Consider the following 15,758-nt stretch of genomic DNA (forward strand, 5'->3'; position numbering starts at 1 on the left):
GTCCTCCGGAGCACCCCGTCATCCCGGGGCCGCGCAGCGGAGCCCGGGATCCAGAAACACAGGTGGCGCAATGACTTGCGCTGTTAGCGGCACTGGATTGCACGCCGGTGGCACGCCCCTTCGGGTCCGGGCTCGCCTGCGGCGCCCCGGAATGACGGCGCGTTTTCATATGCCATCGCCCTTGCGGAAAGGAGAGGCCGCCCGGCGCATGGCTTCCCAGACTTCGGGATATTCACCTGCGGCCGTCTCATGTCCCTTCGATCTTCCGGGACAACTGCCCTCCTGATCACTCCGGTCGGCAGATCACATCTGCTCCGGCAGGCGGTCGGACTGGGCAAGGTCTGAGAAGCGCGTGATGTTGGCGTCGAACTGCAGTTCGACGGTCCCGGTGGGGCCGTGGCGCTGCTTGCCCAGGATCACCTCGGCCTTGCCGTGGACGCGGTTCATCTCGGCCTCCCAGGCGAAGAATTCTTCCGTGCCTTCGCGGGGCTTCTTGTTGTTGACGTAGTATTCCTCGCGGAAGACGAACATCACCACGTCGGCATCCTGCTCGATCGAGCCCGATTCGCGAAGGTCTGCGAGCTGCGGGCGCTTGTCCTCGCGGTTTTCCACCTGACGCGAGAGCTGGGACAGGGCGATGATCGGCACCGCCAGCTCCTTGGCCAGGGCCTTCATGCCGGTGGTGATCTCGGTCATCTCCTGGACGCGGTTGTCGCTGCGCTTACCGGAGCCCGAGAGGAGCTGAAGGTAGTCGACGATCAGCAGGTCGAGGCCCTTCTGCCGCTTGAGGCGGCGGGCGCGGGCGGCGAGCTGGGCGATCGAGATGCCGCCGGTCTGGTCGATGTAGAACGGGATCGTCTGCATGTCCCGGGCCGCGTCGGTGATCTTGTAGAAGTCGGCCGGCTGAATGTCGCCGCGACGGATCTTGTAGGACGGCACGCCCGACTGCTCGGCGATGATACGGGTCGCCAATTGCTCGGCCGACATTTCGAGGGAAAAGAATCCGACGATGCCGCCGTTCTTGGTCTCGGTGCGCCCGTCCGGCAGCTTCTCGGACTGGTAGGCCTTGGCGACGTTGAAGGCGATGTTGGTGACGAGCGAGGTCTTGCCCATGGCCGGGCGGCCGGCGAGGATGATGAGATCCGAGCGCTGCAGGCCGCCCATCTTGGCATCGAGGTCGGACAGGCCGGTGGCGACGCCCGAGAGCTTGCCTTCCCGCTGGTAGGCCTTGGCGGCCATGTCCACCGCCGCCGTCAGGGCGTCGGAGAACTTCTGGAAGCCGCCATCGTATTTGCCTGATTCGGCGAGCTCGTAGAGCCGGCGCTCGGTGCCCTCGATCTGGTCGCGGGGCGAGGATTCCACCGGCGCCTCGTAGGCGCCGTTCACCAGATCCTCGCCGATGGTGATGAGCCGGCGCCGGATGGCGAGGTCGTAGATGGTACGGCCGTAATCGCCCGCGTTGATGACGGTGGTGGCTTCCGCCGCGAGGCGCGCGAGGTACTGCATCACCGTCTGGCCGCCGAGGTCGGCGTCGCCCAGGTAGGTCTTCAGGGTGATGGGGGTCGCGAGCTTGCCCGCCTTGATGAGCTGAGAGGCCACCTCGAAAATCTTGCGGTGGACGTCCTCCATGAAATGTTCGGGGAGGAGGAAGTCCGAGATCCGGTAATAGGCATCGTTGTTCACCAGGATCGCGCCGAGCAGGGCCTGCTCCGCGTCGATGTTGTGCGGCGCGACGCGGAATTCCTGCGCGACGGGCTGAAGGTTGGCCGTCAGGGCGTTGGGCAGGGCCATGGGCTGATTCGAGGCTCCGACTCTTCGTTTCATGGTCCGCGCGGCGGTCCGCCACCGCGCCTCTCTATCTGCCGACCATGGCGCCGGCATGGTTAGCCGAACCTTAGCCGATTCGCGCTTGGGCCCGTCTTTTGCTGACCGGTCTTTCACGGCCACGTCTCTTCTCGAGCCCGTCTCTTCCCGAGCCCGTCTCTTCCCGAGCCCGTCTCTTCCCGAGCCCGTCTCTTCTCAGGGATGCGTCGCCCCGGAGGATCCGGCGAAACCCCTCGCAGAAACGCCCGCCATCCTTGCGGATGACGGGCGTCCATGCTGGAACAAACGAGGAACTAGTCAACCATTAAGGCTGTTCGTCCCCGTTCTTCACCGGGTGTGTGGTCCGCTTACTCGCGGTCGTCGCCAGCCTCGGCCAGGGCTGCGCCGACCTCGAGGCCGAGGTCGTCGAGGTTGAACGCCTCGCGCTCGGTGGTCGACTCGCCGCGTGCCTGACGCTCGGCCTCTTCCGGCGAACGGGCGACGTTGACGGTGACGCTGACCTCGACCTCGGGGTGCAGCACGACCGGAACGGTGTGCAGACCCAGGGTCTTGATCGGCTGGTTGAGGGCGAACTGGTCGCGGCCGACGGTGAAGCCGTCGGCGGTGACGACCTCGGCCAGATCGCGGGTCGAGACCGAACCGTAGAGCACGCCGGTCTCGCCCGACTGGCGGATGAGCACGAAGCTCTTGCCCTCAAGGGTCTCGGCGACGGCCTGCGCCTCGGACTTGCGCTCGAGGTTGCGGGTCTCGAGCTGGGCGCGCTGGGTCTCGAAGTGCTTCTTGTTGTTCTCCGTGGCGCGCAGGGCCTTGCCGCGGGCGAGGAGGAAGTTGCGGGCGTAGCCCGGCTTCACGTTCACGGTCTCGCCCATCTGGCCGAGCTTGGCGACGCGCTCGAGAAGAATGACTTCCATGGTGTTCGTCCTTTGGGGTCTGGGGTTGGTCAGGGTCGTCCGGCCGCACCCGTGGGGCGGCGGCGGTCGAGGGCGGTATCGGCGATGCCGAACAGGGTCAGGGCGGCGAGGGCGACGCCCTGGGTGAAGAAGAGGATCAGGTAGAGGCCGAACAGCAGAGCGAGGCGCCCCGGCCGGCCGCGGCTGCGATCGTGGAAGGCCGCGAGCCCCTGCATGGCGAAGGCGGCGCTCAGGGCGCCGGCGACGGCGATGCCGAGGACCCCCGGGAAACCCGGCACCAGGGCGAGGAGGAGGGCACCGAACAGCACGGCCAGCACGCGTCGCGGCATCATGGTAGCGGCGAGGTCCGGCCACGGCCGTGGCAGGCGCCCGGAGACGCGGACGATTCGGGCCGCCGCCCAGAGATAGAAGGTGAGCAGAACCGTGAGGCCGTGGGCGGCGAGGCCCGGCGCGATCGCCGCCAGGGCATTGGCGACCTCGGTACGACTGGCTTCTGCGGGATCTTGTGAAGCGGAGTCCTGTTGGGGGGCGTCCTGTTGCGCCGAGTCCTGTTGCGCCGAGCCCTGTTGGCCCGATTCGGTCGGTGTGCCGGCGTCGGGTTTCGGCGTCGCCGCATTCGGGATCGGTGCGGAAGGGTTGGCGGCCCGGTCGGTTCGCACCTGGATCAGCGTCCGGGTCATGCCGCGGAGCTGCGCCTGAAAGGCCTCGTAGCTCGGGGCTGCGATGACCGCGATGGCCACGAAAGCGATGCCGGCCGTCCCGGCGGTCCAGGCGAGGAGGCGGCCGGTCGGATACCATTCCATCGTGCCGCCCGCATCGGGACGGCCGAGGAGCGCCAGGTAGGCGAGCCACCAGGCGGGCAGCGCCAGGTAGGCGAAGAAGCCGAGGCCGAGGAAGGGCTGCACGACGACAGCCAGGGCCAGCGCGCCCGTGATGGCGGCGACCAGGGCGGCCCGGTGGCTCCAGCCGAGGCCCACGATCAGGATCGGGAGCGGGGCGAGCAGGTAGAGCAGGATCGCGAGCGCTGTCGCCTTCAGCAGAACGCCGAAGAGGAGGGCGGAGACGAGGCCCGCGCCGATACCGATGCCGAGGTACTGTGCCATCACATCCCGCTGTCCCACTGTCCCGATCCGGGCAGGGTTAGAGGCGCCTGTCGCCCCAACGACTCCCGGCCGCCCTGTCGGATCGGCCGGTACGAAATCTCCTGTCCCGGACCGGATGGACCGATCCGGGACATGTTGATGCAGGCTCTCGGGGCCGCTCGCGCGTGCCCCAGGGCGCTTACTTGATCACGTAGGGGAGGAAGCCGAGGAAGCGGGCACGCTTGATCGCCTGGGCGAGCTCGCGCTGCTTCTTGGCGGACACCGCCGTGATGCGCGACGGCACGATCTTGCCGCGCTCGGAGACGTAGCGCGACAGGAGCTTGACGTCCTTGTAGTCGATCTTGGGCGCGTTCGCGCCCGAGAAGGGGCAGGTCTTCCGACGACGGAAGAAGGGACGGCGTCCGCCGCCCGCACCACCACCAGCACCGCCAGCGGCGGGTGCACCGGGTCCAGCACCAAATGCCATGACTTAAGCCTCCCCGCCGAAGCTGCGCTCGGGGCGGTCACCCCGGTCGCCGCGATCACCACGGTCGCCGCGATCGCGGTCGCCGCCGAATCCACCACCGCCGCCGAAGCCCTCGTCGTCACGACGACGGCCGCGCTCACGATCCTTGCGGTCGTCGCGGTCGCGCTTCTGCATCATCGCCGACGGCTCGGACTCGAGCTCTTCGACGCGCACGGTCATGAAGCGGAGAACGTCCTCGGAGATCTGCATCTGACGCTCCATCTCGGCGAGCGCCGCCGGGGGGGCGTCGACGTTGAGGAGCGTAAAGTGCGCCTTGCGGTTCTTCTTGATGCGGTAGGCGAGGGACTTCACGCCCCACATCTCGATCTTCTCGACCTTGCCGCCATTGGCTTCGATGACGCCCTTGTAGGTCTCGACCATGGTCTCGACCTGCTGGGCCGTCACGTCCTGGCGCGCCAGGAAGACGTGTTCGTAGAGAGGCATTAACGGGCCCTTCATATCCAAAGGGACCCGACGGCACTGCAGGAGTGCGGAAAAGGAAGCGTCGGGCCGGTTCACACGCGAGATCGCCCGGCGCCAAGCCCTTCGAGCCGTTTGAAGGCCCGAGCGGTTGATCGAAGGCGGAGACACGGGACGATGGACACTCCGTCTCCGGGTTGCCCTATGCCGATGGAATCGACACCGTCCGTTCAGCCCCCAGCCGGAGCGAACGCGAGGGATGGCGCATAAACCAATTTTTTCGGAGTGACAAGGTTTGGCAAACCGAAAGGGCATGCAGAGGCCGGCGGGATTTCGCGGAAGCCAAGGGGATTTCGCTGGACCTGAAAAGGGTCTTGCCCGGATCAGGCGTCTGGTTCGCGTCCGATCGATTCGCGGGTGATCGATTCGACACTGCCGACACCGTCGCGGCGACGCAGCCGTTCCGCGAACGCATCGACCGCGCGTCGGTCGACATGCACCAGAGACAGTGTGACCTCGTCGAAACCCTCTGGTATTCCCCGAGCGATTTCAGTCTGCCGCAGCTTCGCCGCGCAGGGTCCCGCCAGCACGCGGATCATCTCCATCGTGAGGGCGCCGTGGGCGGCGACGATCCGCAGATCGTGCTTCTGGCGACGGGCGCGATACCGCTCCTCGAACGGCTTCATCCCGGCCAGGATCGCCAGCACGATGGCGGTGGTCGCCATCGCCGGCACGAACAGCCCGCCGCCGGACGCCAGGCCGATCGCCGCCACCGCCCAGAGGCTGGCCGCCGTCGTCAGTCCCTTCACCACCTCGCCGCGCAGCAGGATGGTACCGGCTCCGAGAAAGCCAATGCCTGAAACGACTTGCGCGGCGACACGGGACGGATCGAGCGTGATGTTCGGCTGTCCCAGAACGTCCGAAAAGCCGAAGGCCGAGACGATCATCAGCAGGCATGAGCCGACGCAGACCAGCATATGGGTCCGCATGCCGGCCGCCCAGATCAGCCGCTCCCGCTCGAATCCGATGACGCTTCCCAGGAGGGCGGCGACCAGCAGACGGCCGATCATGTCGAGATTGCTCAGCATGCCCGACAATCGACGTGCCAGGAGATCAACATGGACGAAGACTTGCTGCGCCGCTGCAACCGGTCCACCGCCGAACCGGCTACTTGTCAGGCTTCTCCGACAGGATCGCGCCGGTCTTCGGGTCGGCGTGGAACTGCATCTTCATGCCGTTCTTCACACCTTCGCCTTCCCAGTGGCCGTCATCGGCCTCGAATTCGGTGATGCTGGAGTAGCCCGCCGCCATCAGCTTCTGCTTCACCTGATCGGCGGGCATCCAGTCGGGACCGGGTGTGTCGGCCAGCGCACCGGTCGCTGCCCCGGTGCTCAGCGTCACGGCGAGGAGGAGTGCCGAAAAACGGATCATGGATCACCTCTGGATCAGTGCTGTCTGATCCAACCGGGTGCAAAACGTCCGGTTCCGGACGGATCAGGTCTCGTCCGGTCCCGCAAACACGCGCGCAATCTCAGCCTCGCTGAGGATACGGTGCTCGCCGGGTGCCAGATCCGCCGGTAAAGCGAGACCACCGACGCGGTCCCGATGCAGCGCGGTGACGTGGTTGCCGATGGCCGCGAACATGCGCCGGACCTGATGGTAGCGCCCCTCGTGCAGGGTCACCACGGCGCCGGTCTCGTCTTCAGCGACGAACTCCACGGGCAGCAACGGCTTGTCTTCGCCGTCGAGCATCAGGGTCCCGGAGGCGAAAACCGCTTCCTCGTTGCCCTTGAGGGGGCGGTCGAGGGTGACGCGGTAGCGTTTCGCGACATTGGCCTTGGGCGCGATGATCCGGTGCAGCAACGCGCCGTCATCGGTGAGGAGCAACAGGCCCGAGGTCTCCTTATCGAGGCGTCCGACCGTCGACAGTGCCGGATCGCGCCGGCGCCAGCGCTCCGGCAGCAGAGCATAGACGAGGGGGCCTGCCTCCTTGTGTGAGCAGGTGACGCCCAGGGGCTTGTGCAGCATCAGGGTCAGCCCTGGCGGAGGATCGAGGGGGGCGCCATCGACCGTCATCCGCTGCGCCAAATCCGGCGTAACCGGGATGTGCTGGTCGGCGTCGCGCAGCGGCGCACCGTCGAGGACGACAAGCCCGGCCCGGGTTAGGAGCGCGATCTCGCGGCGCGAGCCGTATCCCATATTCGCCAGCAGCCGATCGAGGCGTGCGTGAACGATCTTCGTCGGTTTCGTCACCGGCGGGCCTCGTAGATCTTGTAGCCTCCCGCCGAGGCTTTCAGTGCCACGCTCTTGAAGGCCGCGTTCAGGGGCGCCTCGTAGGGCAGGTGGGTGTTGGCGGTCAGCCAGAGGGTGCCACCGGGTCGCAGCGCTTCCGCGGCTCGGGCGATGAAGGCTTGGCCCAGGGCCTGGTCTTCCGCTCCCCCGTCATGGAAGGGCGGGTTCATCACCACGAAATCCAGACGGCTCAGCCCGAGGCCACCGGCGCGGATATCCGCCCAACGCAGGCTCGCGCGCGGATCGCCGACGTTGCGGCGGGCCATCTCGATGGCGCGCCGGTCGATGTCGATCAGGGTCAGCTCCGTCACCTTCGGCGCAGCCAGAATCGCCCGGGCCAAAATGCCGAGGCCGCAGCCGAAATCGGCGCCGGTACCTGCGAGCGGCGGCAGGTTCGCCAGCAGAAGAGCCGTACCGGGATCGAGACGGTCATAGGAGAAGATCCCGGCCTGGGTGCAGAGCGCGAGATTGTCGATGTGACGCGGCCCGCCCTCAAGAATGGCCTCGTCAAGTCCGGTAAGGTTCTCGGGGCACGCGACCGTGCAGATCCGATGATGGCGGCGCGCATTTTCATGCACCGCGCAGCCGAAGCCGGTGAGTTCTTTGACCAGCCGGCTTCCCCCGCGATCCTTCGGCGCCAGAGCCGTGAGGACTCCGCCCGGCTTCAGGGCTTTCAGGGCGAGAGCCAGGACGTAGCGCCGCTCGATCGTGCCGGCCGGTGCCAGCATGTCGAGTCGGTCGAGGCTATGAGGCGCGACATCCTCCAAGCGCGCCGCGCCCGGAACCAACGGCGAGACTTGTACGGCAGTGTCGGGCACCTCCACCAGTTCCAGCGGCGGCGCGCCGTAAACGGCTTCCGAGACAGGCATTGTGGACATCGTAACGGGATCCGGCGCGACGGCGCGCGCGCCTCGACGGCTCAGGGCGTGACAGGAAAGCGGGAGGCCCGGCCCACCAGGCGACAAGAATCGCCGCCGGGGTCGGTCTCCCATTCTCTTAGCCCATGCTCAGCCGCGCGGGAACTCCAGACCCATCTCTCGGTATCGGGCCGGATCGTCGGCCCAGTTCTCTCGTACCTTCACGTGCAGGAAGAGGTGTACCGTCTGCTCGGCCGCTTCCGCGATTTCGAGACGCGCCGCTTGTCCGATGGCCTTGATGGTCTGCCCGCCCTTACCGAGCACGATGGAGCGCTGGCTCTCGCGCTCTACGAAAATAGTCTGCTCGATACGCACGGACCCGTCCGGACGCGGCTGCCACTGGTCGGTCTCGACGGTGGAGCGGTAGGGCAGTTCCTCGTGCAGGCGGTCGTAGAGCTTTTCGCGGGTGATCTCCGCCGCCAGCATGCGGATCGGCGCATCCGAGACCTGATCCTCCGGGTAGAGCCAGGGACTCTTCGGCATCATGCCGGCCAGCGTCGATTTCAGCGTCTCGATGCCATCGCCGTTCAGGGCAGAGACCATGAAGGTGTGTTCGAAGGAGATACGCTCGTTCAGCGAGGCCGCCAGGGCGAGTAGCCGATCTCGCGGAATCAGGTCGATCTTGTTCAAGATCAGAACCTTCGGGCGCTTCACGTCGGGAAGCTTGGCGAGAATCGCATCGACCTCTTCGGTGACGCCCTTGCGCGCATCGATCAGCAAGCAGACCGCATCCGCGTCCGAGGCTCCACTCCAGGCCGAATGGACCATGGCGCGATCGAGGCGGCGTTTGGGTGCGAAGATCCCGGGCGTATCGACCAGAATGATCTGCGCGGTCTCATGCATGACGATGCCGCGCACGAGGGCGCGGGTGGTCTGCACTTTCCGCGACACGATCGAGACCTTCGTGCCAACGAGGCTGTTCAGAAGGGTCGACTTGCCTGCGTTGGGGATACCGATCAGCGCGACGAAGCCGGCCGTGGTATTCTCCGGCATCGTCACGGCCGGCAGCGGGATCAGCGGCGGCGGCGCGAAATCGTCGTCGAAGTCGTGATCATCTTCAGGCATCGGAGGCGTGTCCTTCATCGACGTCCGCCGACGTCTCCTTGGATCGGGCCGGATCGGGGCCGGTTATCTCGCGCTCGAGCACGAGGCGGGCGGCCTCCTGCTCGGCGAGGCGTTTCGAGGGACCGACGCCGATACCGACCTCGAGCCCCTCGACGCGCACCGCGATATGGAACACCGGCGCATGGTCGGGACCCGAGCGCTCGACCACGTCGTAGACTGGGATCGGCAGAGCGCGGGCCATAGCCCATTCCTGAAGCGACGATTTGGCATCGCGACCGCGCGGAGCGGCGGTGTCGGTGTCCGGCGTGAAGGCCGCGTTGACGATCGCCTTGGCGACCTCGTAGCCGGCGTCGAGGAACACTGCACCGAGGATCGATTCGCAGACGTCGGCCAGGATGGTCTGGTTGCGACGTCCACCACTCTGGACCTCGCCGGGGCCAAGTGCGAGGTGCGGACCGACGTCCCAGCTCGTCGCGACGGACGCACAGGTTTCACGCCGCACAAGCCCCGCAAGGCGTCGCGACAGCTCGCCCTCGTCGGCGCCCGGGAAGGCCTCGTAGAGGAGGTCGCCAATGGCAAGCCCGAGGACGCGGTCGCCGAGGAATTCCAGGCGTTGGTAGCTGCCGAGTCGGCCGTTCCCCCCGGCCTTACTCACGTGCGTCAGGGCGTGGAGCAGGAGCTTCGGATTGGCAAAAGCGTGTCCGATCCGCGCCTCGAGTACCGCGAGGTCGGGCTTCGGACGGGGCGCGCGCCGCGCCCGGCTGGAGGGACGCGCCTCTTCGGTCACAATGCGTAACGTCCTAATGGATGGCCGTGAACAGCCGGTTCCAGCGAACCTTCGCCGGCCAGTTCCAGATCTGCCACGCCGGCGTGCCCTCGTCGATGGAGAAGAAGATCATCTCCGCCCGTCCTACGAAATTTTCGAATGGCACGAAGCCGACACTGGCGAGATCGCGCGAATCCGTCGAGTTGTCGCGATTGTCGCCCATCATGAAGAAGCGCCCCTGCGGCACGGTGTAGGGCTCGGTATTGTCCCAGTAGCCGTTATCGCCATCGCGCTCGATGACGCGGTGGGTAATCCCGTTGGGCAGGGTTTCGAGATATTGTTCCGCCTTGGCCTGTTCGCCGTAGGGGCCCGTCGTCTCGAAGGGTGCGATCTTCTCACGCTTCACCGGCACGTCGTTGATGTAGAGAAGGCCGGCTTTCATCTGGATCTTGTCACCCGGCAAACCGATCACGCGCTTGATGTAATCGGTGGAATTGTCTTTCGGCAGTTTGAAGACGGCGATGTCGCCCCTCTTCGGCTCCGCCGCCCAGATCCTTCCGTCGGCCGTGAAGGGCAGGTATTCGCTCAAGGGTAACGAATATTTCGAATATCCGTAGGAATATTTTGATACAAACAGATAGTCGCCGATCAGAAGCGTCGGCACGAGGGAGCCCGAAGGGATGTTGAAGGGCTGGAACAGGAGCGTTCGAACCACCAGCGCGATGAGAAGCGCCTGACCGCCGACCTTCAGCGTCTCCTTGATGCTCGCCCAGGTGCTGGTATCAGCAGCCTTCAGGTCACGCTTTGTCTGCTGATCCACGTGGGCACGTTCCATCTGGCTGCCATCTCCGGTCCGACGCGCGCACCCGGATTCCGGGCGACTTCCGTCGTTGACGGTCGACCGGCGGCATAGACCATGCGGATAGGCGCCGCAACGCACGCGGCTTCACGGCTGGGTTCCGGGCGTGCTGTCCGGCACTGCCTCGATGATCACGAAGGCCTGTGCCAGGGGGGGGTCATCCGTGAGCGTGATGTGGAGCTTGGGCCGGTGACCGATCGGCATGAGCGCCGCCAGGTGCTCGGCCGCCGCTCCGGTAAGCCGGAGGGTCGGGCGTCCGCCCGGTAGATTGACGACCTCCATGTCGCGCCAGAACACTCCTTGCGCGATACCGGTGCCGAGGGCTTTGGAGCAGGCCTCCTTGGCCGCGAAACGCCGGGCATAGGACGGAGCGCGCGCCGCGCGAGCATCGCACTTGGCCCGCTCCGCTTCGGTGAAGATCCGGTGGGTGAAGCGTTCGCCGTAGCGCTCCAGCGACTTCTCGATCCGCCGGATGTCGCAAAGGTCGGAGCCGATGCCGACGATCATGCGCGTGCCTCTTCCATGGCCGCGCGCATATCGCGGATCGCTTGGCCCAAGCCAACGAAGATAGCTTCGCCGATGAGGGCATGACCAATGTTCAATTCGGCGATCTCGCGCAGGGCGGCCACCGGCCCGACGCTGTCGAGAGCGAGCCCGTGGCCGGCATGGATCTCAAGCCCGATGCCAGAGCCATAGGCTGCCGCATGGGTGATGCGCGCGAGCTCTCGCGCGGTCCTGGCCGTATTCCCCTCGGCGACCGCTTCGCAATAGCTGCCGGTGTGAAGCTCCACGACGGGTGCACCCAGGCGCTTGGCAGTGTCCATCACGGCCAAGTCTGGCTCGACAAAAAGCGACACGCGGATGCCTGCCGCAGCGAGGCGTGCGATGCGAGGCCTCAGTGAATCCTGAGCCCCGATGATGTCGAGCCCGCCCTCGGTGGTACGCTCCTCGCGCTTTTCGGGCACGAGGCAGGCGGCGTGTGGCCTCAATCGGGTTGCCAGCTCGATCATCTCGTCGGTGGCGGCCATCTCGAAGTTGAGCGGAATCGTGAGGGTGCGGGCGAGTGTCTCCATATCGGCGTCGCGGATGTGCCGGCGATCCTCACGCAGGTGTGCGGTGATGCCGTCGGCTCCTGCCGCGACCGATTCGCGAGCGGCACGGATCGGATCAGGTGCCGTCCCGCCGCGGGCATTCCGGACTGTGGCCACGTGATCGATATTGACGCCGAGCCGGAGACGATCTGAAGGCAGGGCACGGGATGACATCGCGGATAGCTCCGAAGGGGATCGCTGCACCCTGATGGAAGGGCGCGTGCGTCACTACATAGGAGATGCTGGGTCGCAGGGGATATGACGCGCGATGGGATTTCTCGACGGACTGCTCGGCCATGGCAGCGACCTCTCGCCCGGGGAGGTGAACGAGCAACTGGCTGGAGTTCTCACGGAGGGCGAGCCGGTTCAGATCGCCTTCCGGATCATTCGCGACCTGATCGTCTTCACGGACCGCCGCCTGATCCTTGTGGATAAGCAGGGCATTACAGGTCGCAAAGTCTCGTACCTGACAGTCCCCTATCGGGCGATCACCTCCTTCTCGGTGGAGACTGCGGGAAGCTTCGACCTTGAGTCCGAACTCGCGATCTGGGTCTCGGGTCGAGCCGAGCCGATCCGCAAGACCTTGAAGCGGGGCGCCAACATACTGGGAATTCAGCAGGCCATCGCTGCATCGATCCGCTGATGCCGTCCTGTATCCGATGCGTTTCCCCTGAGAGTAACTGGCCGGGGAAATCTTGCCTCAGCGTGCGGTCTCTGGTAAGGCCCCGCCCATTCCACACGCGGAGTCGGCCTCATGCCTGAATGAGGCGTTTCCGGTGGTCGTTGCCCTAAGGCGCGATCGCTTCCTCCGCGGCGGTACCAACCGGAGAGTACAAAGACATGGCCGTTGATTTCACCATGCGTCAGCTTCTCGAGGCCGGCGCCCACTTCGGACACCAGGCCCATCGCTGGAACCCGAAGATGCAGTCCTACATCTTCGGGACGCGCAACAATATCCACATCATCGATCTCGCGCAGACCGTGCCGGCCCTCCATCAGGCTCTTCAGGCGGTGAGCGACACCGTGGCCAAGGGCGGCCGCGTGCTGTTCGTCGGCACGAAGCGCCAGGCAGCTGACACCATTGCGGAAGCGGCCAAGCGCTCGGCCCAGTACTACGTCAACTCCCGCTGGCTCGGCGGCATGCTCACCAACTGGAAGACCATCTCGGGCTCGATCCAGCGCCTGCGCAAGGTTGACGAGACCCTCGACGGCGGGGCCCAGGGCCTCACCAAGAAGGAGCGGCTGATGCTGGCCCGTGAGAAGGACAAGCTTGAGAAGGCCCTCGGCGGCATCAAGGACATGGGTGGCGTGCCTGATCTTCTGTTCGTGATCGACACGAATAAGGAGCAGCTCGCGATCAAGGAGGCCCAGCGTCTTGGTATCCCGGTGGCAGCCATCGTCGACACCAACTGCAACCCGGACGGCATCACCTACGTTGTGCCGGCCAACGATGACGCGGGCCGCGCCATCGCGCTGTATTGCGACCTGATCGCTCGTGCTGCCATCGACGGCATCTCGCGCGGCCAGGGCTCGATGGGTATCGATCTCGGTGCTTCCGAGGAGCCGGTCGCCGAGGAGCTTCCGGCCAACGACGACGCGGCGGCTTCCGTCGAGTCCGGTTCGGTCACGCAGGCCGACGTCGCTGCCCTCGTGGAGTCGACCGAGCACTTCGAACTGCTTTCGGCCCCTCGCGGTGCTCCGGACGATCTGTCCAAGCTCCATGGCGCTGGTCCGCAGATTGTCCAGAAGCTCAACGAGGCGGGAATCTATCACTACTGGCAGCTTGCCGCGATGAGCGCGGATGATGTCGCCAAGGTCGATGCCGATCTGAAGCTGAACGGCCGCATCGGGCGCGATGGCTGGGTCGATCAGGCTCGCGGCTTCGTCGAGGCCGCTGCCGCCGCCTGATCCCGCATCGGCGGCCCGTCATTGGGCCGCCATCGGCAGATCCGACAATCGAAGCTGAAGCCCGGTGCTTTCCAAGAGCGCCGGGCTCATTCACTTCCAGAGTGTCTTGCCTACCAAACACGACGCGTTTCGGCGGACACAAGTTTCGAACGACCCGCGCTTCATCACACTTCGTATTTCATACGACACGGAAAGGACCGGCCATGGCCAACATCACCGCCGCACTGGTGAAAGAGCTCCGCGAAAAGACCGGCGCGGGCATGATGGACTGCAAGGGCGCTCTGAACGAGACCGACGGCGACATCGAAGCTGCGGTCGATTGGCTGCGCAAGAAGGGCCTCGCCAAGGCCGCCAAGAAGGCTGGCCGCGTGGCCGCTGAGGGCCTTGTCGCCGTCGAGTCGGCGGGTCACCATGCCGCAATCGTGGAGGTGAACTCGGAGACCGATTTCGTCGCCCGCAATGACAGCTTCCAGGCTTTCGTTCGTGAAGCCGCCAAACTTGCGCTGAACACCGACGGCACGCTGGAAGGCCTTGAGGCCGCCACGTTCCCGGGTGCGACGACCACGGTTAAGGAAAGTCTCGCCAACCTCATCGCTACTATCGGCGAGAACATGACTCTGCGCCGAGTTGCTAAGCTCGACGTGACCAAGGGCGTTATCGCCTCCTACGTCCATGGCCAGGTGGTCGAGGGTCTTGGCAAGATCGGCGTGCTCGTCGCGCTCGAGTCCGAGGGCGATGTCGAGGTGCTCTCCACCCTCGGCCGCCAGATCGCCATGCATGTTGCCGCTACTAACCCGGTGGCTCTCGATGCTGCTGGCGTCGATCAGGGCACGCTCGACCGCGAGATTAACATCTTGCGCGAGAAAAACGCCGGTAAGCCCGAGAACGTGCTCGCCAAGATCGTCGAGAGCGGCCTGAAGAGCTACTACAAGGAGGTGACCCTCCTGGAGCAGCCCTTCGTCCACGACGGCTCCAAGACGATCAGCCAAGTTCTGAAGGAAGCCGAGGGCAAGGCTGGTTCGCCGGTCAAGCTCACCGCGTTCGTGCGTTATGCGCTCGGCGAGGGTATCGAGAAGGACGAGGGGCCGGATTTCGCGGCTGAAGTCGCGAGCCTTTCACGCTGATCTGAAATTTCGAGCATTTTTGCTTCGGAAATGAGAGGGGCAGCGGCAGGGATGCCGCTGCCCCTCGACGTTTAGGCCTCCGTTGGGCTAGACACCCCCCGCTTCCGATTGGCTCTCCGACCTGATCCAGGCCGGATTAGAGGGGACTGGCTCGATGCCGGAGACCGCACCGTTTCGCCGCGTACTCGTGAAGCTTTCGGGCGAGGCGCTGGCTGCTCCCGATGGCTATTGGCTTCACCCGCCGACGCTCGCGGGCATCGCCGACGACATCGCCCGCACGCGCGAGGCCGGCTTCCAGATCGCCCTGGTGGTGGGAGGTGGCAACATGATCCGCGGTGCCCGTATCTCGGCGGCTGGTTGGATCGACCGGGCTACTGGTGATTCCCTGGGCATGATGGCCACGGTGATGAACTCTCTGGCTCTGGAAACGGCCCTGAATGCTGCGGGCGTGCCGGCACGCACCATGTCCGCCGTCTCAATGCCGACCATCTGCGAAACCTTTGCGCGTCAGCCTGCCCTGCACCACCTCGACAAGGGTCAGGTCATTGTCCTTGCTGGGGGCACCGGTAATCCCTTCTTCACGACTGATACCGCCGCCGTACTCCGCGCCGCCGAGTTGCGCTGTGACGCGGTGCTGAAGGCGACCCAGGTGGACGGGGTCTATTCCGCCGATCCGAAGCGCGATCCGACCGCGACACGCTACGATCGTCTGACCCATGATGAGGCGATCGCTCGCGACTTGAAAGTAATGGACACCGCAGCCTTCGCGCTGGCTCGCGAAAGTCGCCTTTCGATCGTGGTCGGCTCCATCCATGCCCCGAGTTCGGTCCTGGCTATTTTGACCGGTTCGGCGCCGGCCACGCAGGTGGTCCCCTAGGGTGTGAACCGAACCAAGACGTTGCGAGAATTCTGGTTTTGTGATTCAGAGCCGCCGTTTGCAGCACGGAGGCGGCGATGGCGGACCTGTTCTGGC

The 15,758-nt window shown here is 65.6% G+C and carries 18 protein-coding genes; 4 read left to right on the forward strand and 14 right to left on the reverse strand.

The genetic code is table 11. The annotated features are described in order from the left end of the window. Positions 1-303 precede the first annotated feature (303 nt). The 14 genes from ASF60_RS21575 to ASF60_RS21640 form a co-directional block, all read right to left on the reverse strand. Complete coding sequence (locus ASF60_RS21575; protein ID WP_056190043.1) at positions 304-1,791, reverse strand: replicative DNA helicase; 1,488 nt, start codon at positions 1,789-1,791, stop codon at positions 304-306. A gap of 380 nt (positions 1,792-2,171) precedes the next feature. Next, positions 2,172-2,735: a 50S ribosomal protein L9 gene (gene rplI, locus ASF60_RS21580; protein ID WP_056190044.1), complete on the reverse strand. Its 564-nt coding sequence runs from the start codon at positions 2,733-2,735 to the stop codon at positions 2,172-2,174. 29 nt (positions 2,736-2,764) lie between these two features. Then, on the reverse strand, positions 2,765-3,838 hold the full coding sequence (locus tag ASF60_RS21585) for a DUF2232 domain-containing protein (protein WP_056190046.1): 1,074 nt from the start codon (positions 3,836-3,838) through the stop codon (positions 2,765-2,767). Positions 3,839-4,016: 178 nt separating this feature from the next. Beyond that, positions 4,017-4,304, reverse strand: a complete 288-nt coding sequence (gene rpsR / locus ASF60_RS21590; RefSeq protein WP_056173092.1) for a 30S ribosomal protein S18 — start codon at positions 4,302-4,304, stop codon at positions 4,017-4,019. A gap of 3 nt (positions 4,305-4,307) precedes the next feature. Further along, on the reverse strand, positions 4,308-4,787 hold the full coding sequence (gene rpsF, locus ASF60_RS21595; RefSeq protein WP_056190048.1) for a 30S ribosomal protein S6: 480 nt from the start codon (positions 4,785-4,787) through the stop codon (positions 4,308-4,310). 359 nt (positions 4,788-5,146) lie between these two features. Then, the gene (locus tag ASF60_RS21600; protein ID WP_056190051.1) at positions 5,147-5,851 is read right to left on the reverse strand and encodes an MgtC/SapB family protein; all 705 of its coding nucleotides are present in this window, start codon (positions 5,849-5,851) and stop codon (positions 5,147-5,149) included. Positions 5,852-5,930: 79 nt separating this feature from the next. Then, positions 5,931-6,194, reverse strand: coding sequence for a PepSY domain-containing protein (locus ASF60_RS21605; protein WP_056190052.1), 264 nt, complete (start codon positions 6,192-6,194; stop codon positions 5,931-5,933). Between the two features lie 63 nt (positions 6,195-6,257). Continuing rightward, positions 6,258-6,962 (reverse strand): pseudouridine synthase, encoded by a 705-nt coding sequence (locus ASF60_RS21610; RefSeq protein WP_056190118.1) that lies wholly within the window; start codon positions 6,960-6,962, stop codon positions 6,258-6,260. A 50-nt stretch (positions 6,963-7,012) separates the two neighbouring features. Then, the gene (locus ASF60_RS21615) at positions 7,013-7,933 is read right to left on the reverse strand and encodes a class I SAM-dependent methyltransferase (RefSeq protein ID WP_156375909.1); all 921 of its coding nucleotides are present in this window, start codon (positions 7,931-7,933) and stop codon (positions 7,013-7,015) included. Between the two features lie 129 nt (positions 7,934-8,062). Further along, positions 8,063-9,037, reverse strand: a complete 975-nt coding sequence (gene era / locus ASF60_RS21620; protein ID WP_056190120.1) for a GTPase Era — start codon at positions 9,035-9,037, stop codon at positions 8,063-8,065. Further along, positions 9,030-9,824 carry a ribonuclease III gene (gene rnc, locus ASF60_RS21625; RefSeq protein WP_056190055.1) on the reverse strand — a complete coding sequence of 265 codons (795 nt, stop codon included), beginning with the start codon at positions 9,822-9,824 and terminating at the stop codon, positions 9,030-9,032. Before rnc ends, era begins: the two co-directional genes overlap by 8 nt. 13 nt (positions 9,825-9,837) lie before the next feature. Further along, the gene (lepB, locus tag ASF60_RS21630) at positions 9,838-10,638 is read right to left on the reverse strand and encodes a signal peptidase I (protein ID WP_056190056.1); all 801 of its coding nucleotides are present in this window, start codon (positions 10,636-10,638) and stop codon (positions 9,838-9,840) included. Positions 10,639-10,749: 111 nt separating this feature from the next. Then, positions 10,750-11,169 carry a holo-ACP synthase gene (gene acpS / locus ASF60_RS21635; protein WP_056190058.1) on the reverse strand — a complete coding sequence of 140 codons (420 nt, stop codon included), beginning with the start codon at positions 11,167-11,169 and terminating at the stop codon, positions 10,750-10,752. Then, positions 11,166-11,927, reverse strand: coding sequence for a pyridoxine 5'-phosphate synthase (locus ASF60_RS21640; protein ID WP_056190060.1), 762 nt, complete (start codon positions 11,925-11,927; stop codon positions 11,166-11,168). The genes acpS and ASF60_RS21640 overlap by 4 nt, the downstream gene beginning before the upstream one ends. Positions 11,928-12,021: 94 nt before the next feature. Here ASF60_RS21640 and ASF60_RS21645 point away from each other — a divergent pair, with 94 nt between their 5' ends. From ASF60_RS21645 to pyrH, 4 genes are all read left to right on the forward strand, one after another. Continuing rightward, entirely contained in the window at positions 12,022-12,396 is a 375-nt protein-coding gene (locus ASF60_RS21645) for a PH domain-containing protein (protein WP_056190061.1), read from the forward strand. A 197-nt stretch (positions 12,397-12,593) separates the two neighbouring features. Beyond that, positions 12,594-13,661: a 30S ribosomal protein S2 gene (locus tag ASF60_RS21650; RefSeq protein ID WP_056190063.1), complete on the forward strand. Its 1,068-nt coding sequence runs from the start codon at positions 12,594-12,596 to the stop codon at positions 13,659-13,661. A gap of 203 nt (positions 13,662-13,864) precedes the next feature. Further along, entirely contained in the window at positions 13,865-14,785 is a 921-nt protein-coding gene (gene tsf, locus ASF60_RS21655; protein WP_056190064.1) for a translation elongation factor Ts, read from the forward strand. 154 nt (positions 14,786-14,939) lie between these two features. Continuing rightward, the gene (gene pyrH / locus ASF60_RS21660) at positions 14,940-15,662 is read left to right on the forward strand and encodes a UMP kinase (protein ID WP_056190066.1); all 723 of its coding nucleotides are present in this window, start codon (positions 14,940-14,942) and stop codon (positions 15,660-15,662) included. Positions 15,663-15,758: the final 96 nt, after the last annotated feature.

This window comes from Methylobacterium sp. Leaf113 (genome assembly GCF_001423325.1).
In the GTDB taxonomy this organism is placed as follows: domain Bacteria; phylum Pseudomonadota; class Alphaproteobacteria; order Rhizobiales; family Beijerinckiaceae; genus Methylobacterium.